Origin of the sequence: Streptomyces alanosinicus, assembly GCF_014650595.1 — a bacterium.
GTDB lineage: Bacteria > Actinomycetota > Actinomycetes > Streptomycetales > Streptomycetaceae > Streptomyces > Streptomyces alanosinicus.
Genome location: NZ_BMVG01000021.1, coordinates 83240 through 97129, shown reverse-complemented (window position 1 = coordinate 97129; position 13890 = coordinate 83240). Strand labels below are relative to the sequence as shown.

13 protein-coding genes are annotated in these 13890 nt (G+C 69.4%); all 13 read left to right on the top strand.

Going from position 1 to position 13890, the window contains the following annotated elements:
* The first annotated feature begins 206 nt into the window (after positions 1–206).
* Positions 207–1124: a homoserine kinase gene (thrB, locus tag IE277_RS31460; RefSeq protein ID WP_189957102.1), complete on the top strand. Its 918-nt coding sequence runs from the start codon at positions 207–209 to the stop codon at positions 1122–1124.
* A 406-nt stretch (positions 1125–1530) separates the two neighbouring features.
* On the top strand, positions 1531–3534 hold the full coding sequence (gene rho, locus IE277_RS31455; RefSeq protein ID WP_189957101.1) for a transcription termination factor Rho: 2004 nt from the start codon (positions 1531–1533) through the stop codon (positions 3532–3534).
* Positions 3535–3958: 424 nt separating this feature from the next.
* Entirely contained in the window at positions 3959–5092 is a 1134-nt protein-coding gene (locus IE277_RS31450) for an LCP family protein (protein WP_189957137.1), read from the top strand.
* 171 nt (positions 5093–5263) lie between these two features.
* Complete coding sequence (gene rpmE, locus IE277_RS31445) at positions 5264–5488, top strand: 50S ribosomal protein L31 (protein ID WP_014675000.1); 225 nt, start codon at positions 5264–5266, stop codon at positions 5486–5488.
* 106 nt (positions 5489–5594) lie between these two features.
* On the top strand, positions 5595–6671 hold the full coding sequence (prfA, locus tag IE277_RS31440) for a peptide chain release factor 1 (RefSeq protein ID WP_189957100.1): 1077 nt from the start codon (positions 5595–5597) through the stop codon (positions 6669–6671).
* A gap of 39 nt (positions 6672–6710) precedes the next feature.
* Positions 6711–7556 (top strand): peptide chain release factor N(5)-glutamine methyltransferase, encoded by an 846-nt coding sequence (gene prmC / locus IE277_RS31435; protein ID WP_189957099.1) that lies wholly within the window; start codon positions 6711–6713, stop codon positions 7554–7556.
* A gap of 52 nt (positions 7557–7608) precedes the next feature.
* Positions 7609–8256 (top strand): L-threonylcarbamoyladenylate synthase, encoded by a 648-nt coding sequence (locus tag IE277_RS31430; RefSeq protein ID WP_189957098.1) that lies wholly within the window; start codon positions 7609–7611, stop codon positions 8254–8256.
* Positions 8253–8930, top strand: a complete 678-nt coding sequence (locus tag IE277_RS31425) for an arsenate reductase/protein-tyrosine-phosphatase family protein (RefSeq protein ID WP_189957097.1) — start codon at positions 8253–8255, stop codon at positions 8928–8930. The genes IE277_RS31430 and IE277_RS31425 overlap by 4 nt, the downstream gene beginning before the upstream one ends.
* A 115-nt stretch (positions 8931–9045) precedes the next feature.
* Positions 9046–10284, top strand: a complete 1239-nt coding sequence (gene glyA / locus IE277_RS31420) for a serine hydroxymethyltransferase (protein WP_189957096.1) — start codon at positions 9046–9048, stop codon at positions 10282–10284.
* Positions 10285–10434: 150 nt separating this feature from the next.
* Positions 10435–11766 carry an MraY family glycosyltransferase gene (locus IE277_RS31415; RefSeq protein WP_189957095.1) on the top strand — a complete coding sequence of 444 codons (1332 nt, stop codon included), beginning with the start codon at positions 10435–10437 and terminating at the stop codon, positions 11764–11766.
* Positions 11767–12069: 303 nt separating this feature from the next.
* Complete coding sequence (locus IE277_RS31410) at positions 12070–12507, top strand: Cg1360 family ATP-synthase-associated protein (protein WP_189957094.1); 438 nt, start codon at positions 12070–12072, stop codon at positions 12505–12507.
* A 207-nt stretch (positions 12508–12714) separates the two neighbouring features.
* Positions 12715–13551, top strand: a complete 837-nt coding sequence (gene atpB / locus IE277_RS31405; protein WP_506005347.1) for a F0F1 ATP synthase subunit A — start codon at positions 12715–12717, stop codon at positions 13549–13551.
* 76 nt (positions 13552–13627) lie between these two features.
* Positions 13628–13876, top strand: a complete 249-nt coding sequence (atpE, locus tag IE277_RS31400) for an ATP synthase F0 subunit C (protein ID WP_069778692.1) — start codon at positions 13628–13630, stop codon at positions 13874–13876.
* Positions 13877–13890: the final 14 nt, after the last annotated feature.

Sequence of the window (13890 nt, the reverse complement as noted above, 5' to 3'; positions counted from 1 at the left end):
ATACGACACGCATCGTGCGCCTCCTGTGCGCCCTATGTCGCCACAGAACCTTCCTTCGATAGGCTGTAGTGAACCCGCCCAGTGCATATGCCTGCGCAGATGGGTGACGTCGCGCCGTCTGCGCGGCCCTGAGGGTCTTCACGTACGTATCGAATGTCATCGAATTGTCTTCGACAGTCCCGCAGCTCAAGGAGAGTCAACGAGCGATGGCCGGTCCAGCGTTCCGCGCCGCCGCCGTCCGGGTGCGCGTTCCCGCCACCAGCGCCAATCTCGGCCCGGGCTTCGATGCCCTCGGTCTCGCGCTGGGGCTCTATGACGACGTGGTCGTCCGGGTGGCCGACTCCGGGCTGCACATCGACATCGCGGGGGAGGGCAGCGAGACCCTCCCGCGTGACGAGTCTCACCTTCTCGTCCGCTCCCTGCGCACCGCCTTCGATCTGCTGGGCGGACAGCCCCGCGGCCTGGAAATCGTCTGCGCCAACCGCATTCCGCACGGCCGGGGTCTCGGTTCCTCCTCCGCCGCCATCTGCGCCGGCATCGTCGCCGCCCGCGCGGTGACCATAGGCGGCGAGGCCCGCCTCGACGACGCGGCACTGCTGGAACTGGCCACGGAGATCGAGGGTCATCCGGACAATGTGGCCGCGTGTCTGCTCGGCGGATTCACCCTGTCCTGGATGGAGTCCGGTGCGGCGCGGGCGATCAGGATGGAGCCCACCGATTCCATCGTTCCGGTGGTTTTCGTGCCCGGAAAGCCGGTCCTGACCGAGACCGCGCGCGGCCTGCTGCCGCGCACCGTGCCGCACGTCGACGCCGCCGTCAACGCGGGCCGTGCCGCCCTGCTCGTCGAGGCCCTCACCCGGCGCCCCGAGCTGCTGCTGCCCGCCACCGAGGACCGCCTCCACCAGGAGTACCGCGCCCCGGCCATGCCGGAGAGCGCCGCGCTGGTGGAGCGGCTGCGCGCCGACGGTATCCCGGCCGTCATCTCGGGCGCGGGACCCACCGTCATGGCGCTGGCCGACGCCGACAGCGCCGACAAGGTCGCTCATCTCGCGGGCGCGGGCTGGGCGGCGAACCGGCTGGACCTGGATGTCCAGGGAGCGAGCGTGCTGCCGCTTGCGACCTGACACAACACGGTTGCCGGATTTCGAGAGGGGGAATGTTTGTTGGATCCGGTAGTGTTAATCTCAAGTCTGCACCCGACCCCACCATGGCGAGGTGCTTCGTGTCCCAGTCCGGGACAGACATTCTTCCGGGAGCCTCCCACGCCACTCCGTGTTCCGTGCGCCGTACCTGGGCAGTACGTCGTATGCGGGCATTGAGCGGGCCGCCGGGCACGCGCCGGAATCGGTGCTACCACGCCAAGTGACACTGGGTGCCACGGCTCGCGGAAGCGCCATCACCGCACATTTCCTCCGCCGCTTTGGCGGACCACCGCCCCGGCACGGTTCACGGAAGACAGAACCGTAGTCGGACAGCACAACCGGTCGCCGAGCCAGACAGGCCGACGTCCGCTCCAGGGAAGGACCCTTCGTGAGCGACACCACCGATCTGATGGGCGCACGTGTCGAGGAGACCGCTGCCGCGCCCGCCACGGACGCCTCCGCGCCTGCTGCCGGTGCCGGCTCCCGGCGGCGCCGTGGTACCGGCCTTGAGGGCATGGTGCTGGCCGAGCTGCAGCAGGTCGCCTCGGGCCTCGGCATCAGGGGCACCGCGCGGATGCGCAAGAGCCAGCTGATCGAGGTCATCAAGGAGGCGCAGGCCGCCGGTGGGGGTGCCCCCGCCGGGGGAGCCGCCGCCAAGGCCGAGCCGGCCACCGAGACCAAGCCCAAGCGCCGCGCCACCTCCAAGGCCCGTACGGGTGAGGCCGCCGACGGCGAGAAGAAGGCCGAGGCTCCCGCCGAGCGAGCCGTGGCCCAGCAGCAGATCGAGATCCCCGGCCAGCCGGCCTCCGACGACGCCCCGACCGAGCGCCGTCGCCGCCGTGCCACCGCCGAGGCCGGCAGCCCCACCGCGAGCGGCGCCGAGACGGTCGCCGCCGAGGCGAAGGGCGAGGCCAAGGCCGAGGCGCCCGCCCAGCAGCCGCAGGGCGAGGCCAAGGGCGACGCCGGTGACGGCGAGGGCCGTGGCCGCCGCGACCGCCGCGAGCGCGGCCGTGACCGTGACCGTGACCGCCGCGGCAAGGGCGAGGAGCAGCAGGGCCAGGGCGGCCGGCAGGACCGTCAGCAGCAGGGTGGCCAGCAGCAGGGCGGCGGCCGACAGGACCGCCAGCGTGACAACGGCCCGCAGGACGACGACGACTTCGAGGGCGGCCGCCGTGGCCGTCGCGGCCGCTACCGCGACCGCCGTGGCCGCCGTGGCCGTGACGAGGTCGCCGAGCCGCAGCTCGCCGAGGACGACGTCCTGATCCCCGTCGCGGGCATCCTGGACATCCTCGACAACTACGCCTTCATCCGGACCTCCGGCTACCTGCCGGGCCCGAACGACGTGTACGTCTCCCTCGCCCAGGTCCGCAAGAACGGCCTGCGCAAGGGCGACCACGTCACCGGTGCGGTCCGCCAGCCGAAGGATGGCGAGCGCCGCGAGAAGTTCAACGCGCTGGTCCGCCTCGACTCCGTCAACGGCATGGCGCCCGAACACGGCCGTGGCCGCCCGGAGTTCAACAAGCTGACCCCGCTCTACCCGCAGGACCGCCTCCGCCTGGAGACGGACCCGGGCGTGCTCACCACCCGCATCATCGACCTGGTCTCGCCCATCGGTAAGGGCCAGCGCGGTCTGATCGTGGCCCCGCCGAAGACCGGTAAGACCATGATCATGCAGGCGATCGCCAACGCGATCACGCACAACAACCCCGAGTGCCACCTGATGGTCGTCCTCGTCGACGAGCGTCCGGAAGAGGTCACCGACATGCAGCGGTCGGTCAAGGGCGAGGTCATCTCCTCGACCTTCGACCGCCCGGCCGAGGACCACACCACGGTCGCCGAGCTGGCCATCGAGCGTGCCAAGCGGCTCGTCGAGCTGGGCCACGACGTCGTCGTCCTGCTCGACTCCATCACGCGTCTGGGCCGTGCCTACAACCTGGCGGCGCCGGCCTCCGGCCGCATCCTGTCCGGTGGTGTCGACTCGACCGCGCTGTACCCGCCGAAGCGGTTCTTCGGCGCGGCGCGCAACATCGAGGACGGCGGTTCGCTGACCATCCTGGCCACGGCTCTTGTGGACACCGGGTCCCGTATGGACGAGGTGATCTTTGAGGAGTTCAAGGGCACCGGCAACATGGAGCTGAAGCTCGACCGGAAGCTCGCCGACAAGCGCATCTTCCCGGCGGTGGACGTGGACGCGTCCGGCACCCGTAAGGAAGAGATCCTGCTCGGCAACGAGGAGCTGTCCGTCGTCTGGAAGCTGCGGAGGGTGCTGCACGCGCTGGACCAGCAGCAGGCGATCGAGCTGCTGCTCGACAAGATGAAGCAGACGAAGTCGAACGTCGAGTTCCTGATGCAGATTCAGAAGACGACGCCCACTCCGGGCAACGGTGACTGAGCGCCGTTGAGTCGCCCCTCAGGGAGTTGAGAAGCCCGCCCCTCGTCCATCGGTGACGGGGGGCGGGCTTTTTGGTGCCGGGTGCCGGGTGCCTCCCCCCTGCTGCCACAGCGCCGTGCCACCGCGGCCGGGGCAGGCCGACAGAGATCGGCAAAGGCGACAAGCGAGATCTATGCCACAAAGATCTCCGCGGGTAACGGATTCCAGGCGTACGGCATCCGGGGCTGAAACCGCAGGTGAGCGGGGTGCCCTCGGTCGATGCGGCTACGCAGCGTGCCCATCGCCGTACGCGGTGGGCACGCTGCGTTGTGCAACTCTTTCCCGAGTTTCTCCGTCTGACCATGCGGAGCGACGATGGAGCGGTACTGACCGCGCCCGACCCTGAAAGCAGGGGGTAATCGACCGCCGAGACCGAGGAGCGATGTTGTCCGCCCAGAGCACGCCGGAGCCCGTCATACCCGAGCCGGGCGAGACCGGCCCCCGCCAGCGTGGCAAGGGCCGCCGCCGCAAGGCCCCCAGCAAGGGCCGCAAGGCTCTGCGTATGACGGCCTGGACCGTCGCGGGCGTGGTGGTCCTGGGCGGCGCCGGCGTCGGGTACGTGTACTTCAAGCTCAACGGCAACCTCAAGAGCGTCGACATCGACCAGGCCCTCGGCAACGACCGGCCCAGGAAGATCGACAACGGCTCCCAGAACATCCTGGTCCTCGGCTCGGACAGCCGCTCCGGCTCGAACAAGAACCTCGGCGGCGGCGTCGACGACGGCAGTGCCCGCTCCGACACGGCGATGATCGTCCACGTCTACAAGGGCCACAAGAAGGCCGGCGTCGTCTCCATCCCGCGGGACACCCTGATCGACCGCCCGGCCTGCACCGACACCAAGGGCACCGCCCACCCCGCCGAGTCCGGCGCGATGTTCAACGAGTCCTACGGCACCGGCGGCGCGGCCTGCGCCGTCAAGACCGTGGAGTCGATCACCGGCATCCGCATGGACCACTATCTGGAGGTCGACTTCGAGGGCTTCCAGAAGCTCATCGACGACCTCGGCGGGGTCCAGGTCACCACGACGAAGACCATCGCCGACCCGCAGAGCCATCTGAACCTCAGGTCCGGCACCCACACCCTGAGCGGCAAGCAGGCCCTGGGCCTGGTGCGCACCCGGCACGGCGTCGGCGACGGCTCCGACCTGGGCCGCATCCAGCTCCAGCAGGCCTTCGTCAAGGCGCTGCTCAACCAGGTCAAGCACGTCGGGATCTTCACCGACCCGAAGAAGCTGTACGACCTCGCCGACACCGCCACCAAGACCGTCACCACCGACTCCGACCTCGGCTCGGTCAACTCCCTCGTCGACTTCACCGACGGTCTCAAGGGCATCAGCTCCCAGCACATGACCATGGTCACGATGCCGGTCCAGTACGACCCGGCCAACCCCAACCGGGTCCTTCTGGAGAAGGCCAAGGCCCAGCAGGTCTGGGACGCCCTGAAGAACGACCGCCCGATCCCGCGGTCGGCGACCGAAGGCACGGCGACCGGTGAGGCCAAGGGTGTCGTGAGCGGCTGAGGGGCATCCCCTCACCCTTGAGGGGCACCCCCTCACCCTCAGGAATAGAACATCCGCACCCCCGGTTTGGGTGGATGGCCCCAGTCCTGGCAGACTGGTACGTCGGCTCCGGTTCACGCTTGCGCATCCCGCGTCAGCGACCCGGCGCCCTCCCGAAATCTAGGAGACACCTTGAAGCGCGACATCCACCCCGCGTACGTCGAGACGCAGGTCAGCTGCACCTGCGGCGCGTCGTTCACCACCCGTAGCACCATCGAGTCCGGCACCATCCGGGCCGAGGTCTGCTCCGAGTGCCACCCGTTCTACACGGGTAAGCAGAAGATCCTCGACACCGGTGGCCGTGTGGCCCGCTTCGAGGCCCGCTTCGGCAAGGCTGCCGCCGGCTCCAAGAAGTAGCGAGCCCCATTTCGCCGGTCCACGGTCACGCCCTCGCGGGGGTGTGCCCGGGACCGGCGTTTTTGGTCGCCCGCCAGCCCTCCCCCCGCAGTATCAGGAGCCCAAGATGTTCGAGGCCGTCGAGGAACTCGTCGCCGAGCACGCCGATCTGGAGAAGAAGCTCGCCGATCCGTCGGTCCACGCCGACCAGGCGAACGCGCGCAAGCTCAACAAGCGCTATGCCGAGCTGACCCCGATCGTCGCCACGTACCGCTCCTGGAAGCAGGCCGGCGACGACATCGGGACCGCGCGCGAGCTGGCCGCCGACGACCCCGACTTCGCGGCCGAGGTCAAGGACCTGGAGAAGCAGCGCGAGGAGCTGACCGAGAAGCTGCGGCTGCTGCTCGTCCCGCGTGACCCGAGCGACGACAAGGACGTCATCCTGGAGATCAAGGCGGGTGCGGGCGGCGACGAGTCGGCCCTGTTCGCGGGCGATCTGCTGCGCATGTATCTGCGCTACGCCGAGCGGATCGGCTGGAAGACGGAGATCATCGACGCCACCGAGTCCGAGCTCGGCGGCTACAAGGACGTCCAGGTCGCCGTGAAGACCAAGGGCGGCCAGGGCGCCACCGAACCCGGCCAGGGTGTGTGGGCGCGGCTGAAGTACGAGGGCGGTGTGCACCGCGTGCAGCGCGTGCCGGCGACCGAGTCCCAGGGCCGTATCCACACCAGCGCGGCCGGTGTCCTCGTCACCCCCGAGGCCGAGGAGGTCGATGTCGAGATCAACCCGAACGACCTCCGGATCGACGTCTACCGCTCCTCCGGCCCCGGCGGCCAGTCCGTCAACACCACCGACTCCGCGGTGCGCATCACACACCTGCCGACCGGAGTCGTCGCCTCCTGCCAGAACGAGAAGAGCCAGCTGCAGAACAAGCAGCAGGCTCTGCGTATCCTGCGCTCCAGGCTGCTCGCCGCGGCGCAGGAGGAGGCCGAGCGGGAGGCCGCCGACGCCCGCCGCAGCCAGGTCCGCACCGTCGACCGCTCCGAGAAGATCCGCACCTACAACTTCCCGGAGAACCGCATCTCGGACCACCGCGTCGGCTTCAAGGCGTACAACCTGGACCAGGTCCTGGACGGCGACCTCGACTCGGTCATCCAGGCCTGCGTCGACGCCGACTCGGCGGCGAAGCTCGCGGCCGCGTAAGACACGCACGCACGTACGAGCACGACACGGAGGACTCGCGTGAACCTGCTGCTCGCCGAGGTGGCGCAGGCCACCCAGCGGCTGGCCGACGCCGGTGTGCCCTCGCCGCGCAACGACGCGGAGGAGCTGGCCGCGTTCGTGCACGGCGTGAAGCGCGGCGCACTGCACTCCGTGAAGGACGCCGACTTCGACGCCCGGTACTGGGAGGTCATCGCCCGGCGCGAACAGCGCGAGCCGCTGCAGCACATCACCGGGCGGGCCTACTTCCGCTACCTGGAGCTGCAGGTCGGGCCGGGCGTCTTCGTGCCCCGCCCGGAGACCGAGTCCGTGGTCGGCTGGGCCATAGACGCCGTGCGCGCGATGGACGTCGTCGAGCCCTGCATCGTCGACCTGTGCACCGGTTCCGGCGCCATCGCGCTCGCCCTCGCCCAGGAGGTCCCGCGCTCCCGGGTGCACGCCGTGGAGCTGTCCGAGGAAGCGCTGGTGTGGACCCGTAAGAACGTGGCGGGATCCAGGGTGGACCTGCGCCAGGGCGACGCCCTGACCGCCTTCCCCGACCTCGACGGCCAGGTCGACCTGGTCATCTCCAACCCGCCGTACATCCCGCTGACCGAGTGGGAGTACGTCGCCATCGAGGCCCGTGACTACGACCCGGAGCTGGCCCTGTTCTCCGGCGAGGACGGCCTGGACCTCATCCGCGGCCTGGAGCGCACCGCGCACCGGCTGCTGCGCCCCGGCGGGGTCGTCGTGATCGAGCACGCCGACACCCAGGGCGGCCAGGTGCCATGGATCTTCACCGAGGAGCGGGGCTGGGCCGACGCGGCCGACCACCCCGACCTCAACAACCGCCCCCGGTTCGCGACCGCCCGCAAGGCGCTGCCGTGAGCACCGCCCCGACTTCCATCCCGCAGTACGTGTACGAGGAGGCCCGCTAGACATGGCACGGCGATACGACACCAACGACGCGACCGACCGCACGACGGGTCTGCGCGAGGCCGCGTCCGCCGTCCGCCGGGGCGAGCTGGTGGTGCTGCCGACCGACACGGTGTACGGCATCGGCGCCGACGCCTTCTCTTCCGAGGCCGTCGCCGAACTGCTGGCCGCCAAGGGCCGGGGCCGCAATATGCCCACCCCTGTCCTCATCGGCTCGCCGAACACCCTGCACGGCCTCGTCACGGACTTCTCCGAGATGGCCTGGGAGCTGGTCGACGCCTTCTGGCCGGGTGCCCTGACCCTGGTCGCCAAGCACCAGCCGTCCCTGCAGTGGGACCTCGGCGACACCCGCGGCACGGTCGCCGTCCGTATGCCGCTGCACCCCGTCGCGATCGAGCTGCTCACCGAGGTCGGCCCGATGGCCGTCTCCTCCGCCAACCTCACCGGCCACCCGGCGCCGGAGGACTGCGACGCCGCTCAGGAGATGCTCGGCGACTCCGTCTCCGTCTACCTCGACGGCGGCCCGACCCCAGGCAACGTCCCGTCCTCCATCGTCGACGTCTCCGGCCGGGTGCCGGTGCTGCTGCGTGAGGGCGCGCTGTCGCCGGAGGAGCTGCGCAAGGTCGTACCCGACCTCGAGGTGGCGAATTGACGGCCCCTGAAGCGGGGCGTGGCATAGGCATCGGGGAGCGTCACGCGGAGCAGACGACGACGTTCGGCCTTCCGCGCGACACCTTCCGCATCCTCCATGTCAGCACCGGCAATGTGTGCCGCTCGCCCATCACCGAGCGGCTGACCCGCCATTTCGTGGCGGAGCGGCTCGGCGTGCTCGGCGGCGGGCTGATCGTGGAGAGCGCGGGCACCTGGGGGCACGAGGGTGCGCCGATGGAGGCCAACGCGGAGACCGTGCTGGGCGAGTTCGGCGCGGACGCCACCGGCTTCACCGGCCGGGAGCTGCTGGACGAACACGTCATCCGGGCCGACCTGGTCCTCACCGCGACCCGCGACCACCGCGCCCAGGTCATCTCCATGGGCCATTCGGCGGGCCTGCGCACCTTCACCCTGAAGGAGTTCACCCGGCTGGTCCGCGCCATAGACCCCGCCACGCTGCCGCCCCTGGACGACGGCGTCGTCATGCGCGCCCGCGCCCTGGTCCGCGCGGCCGCGGCCCTGCGCGGCTGGCTGCTCGCGCCCACCGCCGAGGCGGACGAGGTGTACGACCCGTACGGGGCACCCCTGACGTTCTTCCGGTCCATCGGCGACGAGATACATCAGGCACTGGACCCCGTGGTGACAGCCCTGACCGGCGTCGCGACCCGGACCTAGGGACCTCCCGCGGCCGGAGCGGCGCCGGCCGTCGGCCGGGTGTCGACACCGGGCGTCACAGACGTCCCGGGCCTACATTGGGGATACGTCACCGTCGACCGCCAGGGAGCCCGCCATGTCGGTCACCCATACCCTCGAGACCGACGTCCTGCGGCGGCAGGACCCGCAGCTCGCCGAGATCCTGCTGGGCGAGTTGGCACGCCAGTCGACGACCCTGCAGCTGATCGCCGCCGAGAACTTCACCTCGCCCGCCGTACTGGCCGCGCTCGGCTCGCCGCTCGCCAACAAGTACGCCGAGGGCTACCCCGGCGCCCGGCACCACGGCGGCTGCGAACTCGTCGACGTGGCCGAGCGGCTCGCCGTCGAGCGGGCCAAGGCGCTCTTCGGCGCCGAGCACGCCAATGTCCAGGCCCACTCCGGCTCTTCGGCCGTCCTGGCCGCCTACGCCGCCCTGCTGCGCCCCGGCGACACCGTCCTCGCCCTCGGCCTGCACTACGGCGGTCACCTCACCCATGGCTCGCCCGCGAACTTCTCCGGGCGCTGGTTCGACTTCGTCGGGTACGGGGTGGACGCGGAGACCGGGCTCATCGACCACGACCAGGTCCGCCACCTCGCCCTGGGCCACCGGCCGAAGGCGATCGTGTGCGGTTCCATCGCCTACCCCCGCCATATCGACTACGCCTTCTTCCGCGAGGTCGCCGACGAGGTCGGGGCCTATCTGATCGCCGACGCCGCGCATCCGATCGGGCTGGTCGCCGGCGGCGCGGCGCCGAACCCGGTGCCGTACGCCGACATCGTGTGCGCGACCACCCACAAGGTGCTCCGCGGGCCGCGCGGCGGGATGATCCTGTGCGGGAGCGAACTGGCCGAGCGCGTCGACCGGGCGGTGTTCCCGTTCACCCAGGGCGGCGCGCAGATGCACACGATCGCCGCGAAGGCCGTGGCGTTCGGCGAGGCGGCGACAGAGGCGTTCGGCGCGTACGCCCATCAGGTGGTCGCCAACGCGCGGGTGCTGGCCGGCCGGCTGGCCGTCGAGGGCCTCGCCGTCACCACCGGCGGCACGGACACTCACCTGATCACCGCCGACCCGGCCCCGCTCGGCGTGGACGGCCGCACGGCGCGCGGCCGGCTCGCCGCCGCCGGGATCGTCCTGGACTGCTGTGCGCTGCCGCACGGCGACGGCCGTGGCCTGCGCCTGGGCACGGCCGCGGTGACCACGCAGGGCATGGGGGAGCCGGAGATGGCGCGGATCGCGAAGCTGATGGCCGGCGTACTGCGCGGCGAGAGCGACCCTGCCCGGGTCCGGGACGAGGTGCGCGCGCTGACCGGCGATTTTCCGCCGTATCCGGCCTGAACCGGGGTACGCGGGTCCCATACGCCCCGAACTGTGCCGTGGCCCGCAGCCACGCGTGCAACCATCTTGGCTACCCGGAAGTCCCCATCCGTATACGTCCATCGCTAGGGTGTGGGGCTGTGATGGCCAGCGAGACCTGTGGGGAAGCCCGTGCGTGAATACCTGCTGACGCTCTGCATCACGGCCGCGGTGACGTACCTGCTGACAGGGCCGGTACGGAAATTCGCGATCGTGGCCGGAGCCATGCCGGAGATCCGGGCACGTGATGTGCACCGGGAGCCCACTCCGCGCCTCGGCGGTATCGCCATGTTCTTCGGCCTGTGCGCGGGCCTGCTGGTCGCGGACCACCTGACCAACCTCAACGAGGTCTTCGAGAAGTCGAACGAACCGCGCGCCCTGCTCTCCGGCGCCGCCCTGATCTGGCTGATCGGCGTCCTGGACGACAAGTTCGAGATCGACGCGCTGATCAAGCTGGGCGGCCAGATGATCGCCGCGGGCGTCATGGTCATGCAGGGTCTGACGATCCTGTGGCTGCCCATCCCGGGCGTCGGCAATGTGGCCCTGACCCAGTGGCAGGGCACCCTGCTGACCGTCGCGCTCGTAGTCATCACGATCAACGCGGTGAACTTCGTGGACGGCCTGGACGGCCTCGCCGCCGGCATGGTCTGCATCGCGGCGGCCGCGTTCTTCCTGTACGCCTACCGGATCTGGCTGTCGTACGGCATCGAGGCCGCCGCCCCCGCCACGCTGTTCGCGGCGATCCTGATGGGCATGTGCCTGGGCTTCCTGCCGCACAACATGCACCCGGCGCGGATCTTCATGGGCGACTCGGGCTCGATGCTGATCGGCCTGGTGCTGTCGGCGGGCGCGATCTCGATCACGGGCCAGCTCGACCCGGACGCCCTCGCGCTGTTCACGGGTTCCGAGAAGGCGGCGGTGCACCAGACGGTGCCGGTCTACATCCCGCTGCTGCTGCCGCTGACGATCATCGCGGTGCCGGCCGCGGACCTGGTCCTCGCGATCGTCCGGCGCACCTGGCGCGGCCAGTCGCCGTTCGCCGCGGACCGCGGGCATCTGCACCACCGGCTGCTGGAGATCGGCCACTCGCACAGCCGGGCGGTGCTGATCATGTACTTCTGGTCGGCCCTGATCGCCTTCGGCGCCCTTGCCTACTCGGTCAACTCGGCCTCGATGTGGATCGTGCTCGGTGTGGTGTTCCTCAGCGCGGTGGGTCTGGTCCTGCTGCTGCTCCCGCGCTTCACGCCGCGGGTGCCCCTGTGGGCGCAGCGGTTCGTACCGCCGCGCTACCGCCGTCGGCGCCGTACGGCCGAGGCCGCTGTGGCCATGGAGGCCGGTGCGGCGCAGGAGGCGCGCGAGACCGCCCAGGAGACCGGGGAACGCGCTCCTGTGACCGCCGGGATCTCGGGCGTCAACGGCGCGACCGCGATCGGCCCTCGTTCGCGTTTCGTTGATCGCCGATAGAAACACGCAAGGTAAGAATCTAACGAGAGCATTGCCATCTCGTGGGGGAGCAAAGTCCCCTAATACCAGACAACTGGGTCCGGTTTTTGCACAGACGGGCACTGTCACTCTCATGTGTGACAGCAAGCACACCGAGCAGGTAAAGACCTCATCAAATAGTTTGTGATACGGTTCACGAGAACCCCGGATAGAGCCGAAGGACCCTAGTGCGACGGTCCATTGGTGTGAGGTCTCGATCACTCAGCCCGGGACTACGCTCGTCCATGACGACACCCTGCCCCCTGTGAAAGCGGAGTTGCCGCCATGCCGTCCAATGACGCCCGGAACCTTCTGCAGATCGCTGTGCCCACAGCGATCGCAGGTGCGATCGCTGTCGCCGTGAGCGCAGCGGTCGCGGGGGGTAAAGGTGCGCTCGGCGCGGCCGTCGGCACGGTCCTGGCCATCCTGTTCATGGGACTCGGCCTGTATGTGCTGCAGTGGACGGCGAAAACGCTCCCCCAGCTGTTCCAGATGATGGGCCTGCTGCTCTATGTGGCCCAGCTGCTCCTCCTCCTGATCTTCGTCGCTGTTTTCAAGGACACCTCTCTCTTCAACGCGAAGACGTTCGCCGTGTCGCTCGTCGTCGCGACCGTCGTGTGGATGGCCGCGCAGGCTCGCGCGCATATGAAGGCCAAGATCTTCTACATCGACCCGGACGCCGAGAAGAGCGAGAAGCCCGAGAAGACAGGGCCGTCGTCGTGAGGGGTAGGGGCGGGATAAAGGCTTGTGAGATCTCCTGCTATCGTCCGGTGCCAACTGCGGCATCGCGGGCGCGGGCATCCGAGCTGACGCCTGCTCAATGGCGAGGCTCGACGCCCCCCAGCCGCCCCCACATCCGTAACACCAGTCCGGTGCCGATCCGCGGCCGTGTGCCGCGCCGACACAACGAGGTTGCCGTACCCATGCGTCATGCCGAAGGAGCCCGCGGTGAGTGCTGACCAGACCCAGCTCGCCTTTGACTGGAGTTGTCGGATCATGTCCGACAACGGGTGCGGCTTCCCGGCCCCGGGCCTGAACTCCTTCCTGTTCAAGCCGCTCTTCACGGTCGGGGGCTTCGAGTTCAACAAGGTGATGCTGCTCGCGCTCGTCACCACGCTGCTCGTCGTCACCTTCTTCTCGGCGGCCTTCGGCAAGGCCAAGGTCGTCCCGGGCAAGCTGCAGATGGTCGGCGAGGCCGGCTACGACTTCGTGCGCCGCGGCATCGTGTACGAGACCCTCGGCAAGCGCGAGGGCGAGAAGTGGGTGCCGCTCATGGTGTCCCTCTTCTTCTTCGTCTGGCTCATGAACATCTGGTCCGTGATCCCGCTGGCCCAGTTCCCGGTGTCCTCGGTGATCGCCTTCCCGATGGTGCTGGCCGCGATCGTCTACATCACCTGGGTCGCGCTCACCTTCAAGAAGCACGGCTTCGTCGGCTTCTTCAAGAACGTCACGGGCTACGACAAGTCGCTCGGTGCGGTGCTGCCGCTCGTCATGGTCATCGAGTTCTTCTCGAACCTGCTGGTCCGCCCCTTCACCCACGCGGTGCGACTGTTCGCCAACATGTTCGCCGGTCACCTGATGCTGGTCATGTTCACCGTGGCCTCCTGGTACCTGATGAACAGCTGGATGGTCCCGGCGGCGGGCGTGTCGTTCATCATGACGCTCGCCATGATCCTCTTCGAGCTCTTCGTCCAGGCCGTCCAGGCGTACGTGTTCGTGCTGCTGGCCTGCTCCTACATTCAGGGCGCTCTCGCCGAGCACCACTGAGCCGTACCACCCCGCCAATCCCCAGACGTCCGGTGGCCAACCCCCACCGGTCCATGAAAGAGAAGGAAGAACCGGCATGTCCGCTGCTCTTGAGACCCTCGCCGCCACCGCTGGTGTCCACGGCTCCGTCGGCTCGATCGGCTACGGCCTCGCTGCGATCGGCCCCGGCATCGGCGTCGGCATCATCTTCGGTAACGGCACGCAGGCCCTGGCCCGCCAGCCCGAGGCCGCCGGTCTGATCCGCGCCAACCAGATCCTGGGCTTCGCCTTCTGTGAGGCGCTCGCCCTCATCGGCATCGTTATGCCGTTCGTGTTCGGTCGCTAATCACCCCCTGACCG

Bases quoted from the DNA above. Each gene is read 5' to 3' on its own strand.
- glyA (WP_189957096.1), top strand. From the start codon at position 9,046: ATGTCGGTCACCCATACCCTCGAGACCGACGTCCTGCGGCGGCAGGAC.
- atpE (WP_069778692.1), top strand. From the start codon at position 13,628: ATGTCCGCTGCTCTTGAGACCCTCGCCGCCACCGCTGGTGTCCACGGC.
- thrB (WP_189957102.1), top strand. From the start codon at position 207: ATGGCCGGTCCAGCGTTCCGCGCCGCCGCCGTCCGGGTGCGCGTTCCC.
- atpB (WP_506005347.1), top strand. From the start codon at position 12,715: ATGCCGAAGGAGCCCGCGGTGAGTGCTGACCAGACCCAGCTCGCCTTT.
- IE277_RS31430 (WP_189957098.1), top strand. From the start codon at position 7,609: ATGGCACGGCGATACGACACCAACGACGCGACCGACCGCACGACGGGT.
- IE277_RS31410 (WP_189957094.1), top strand. From the start codon at position 12,070: ATGCCGTCCAATGACGCCCGGAACCTTCTGCAGATCGCTGTGCCCACA.
- prfA (WP_189957100.1), top strand. From the start codon at position 5,595: ATGTTCGAGGCCGTCGAGGAACTCGTCGCCGAGCACGCCGATCTGGAG.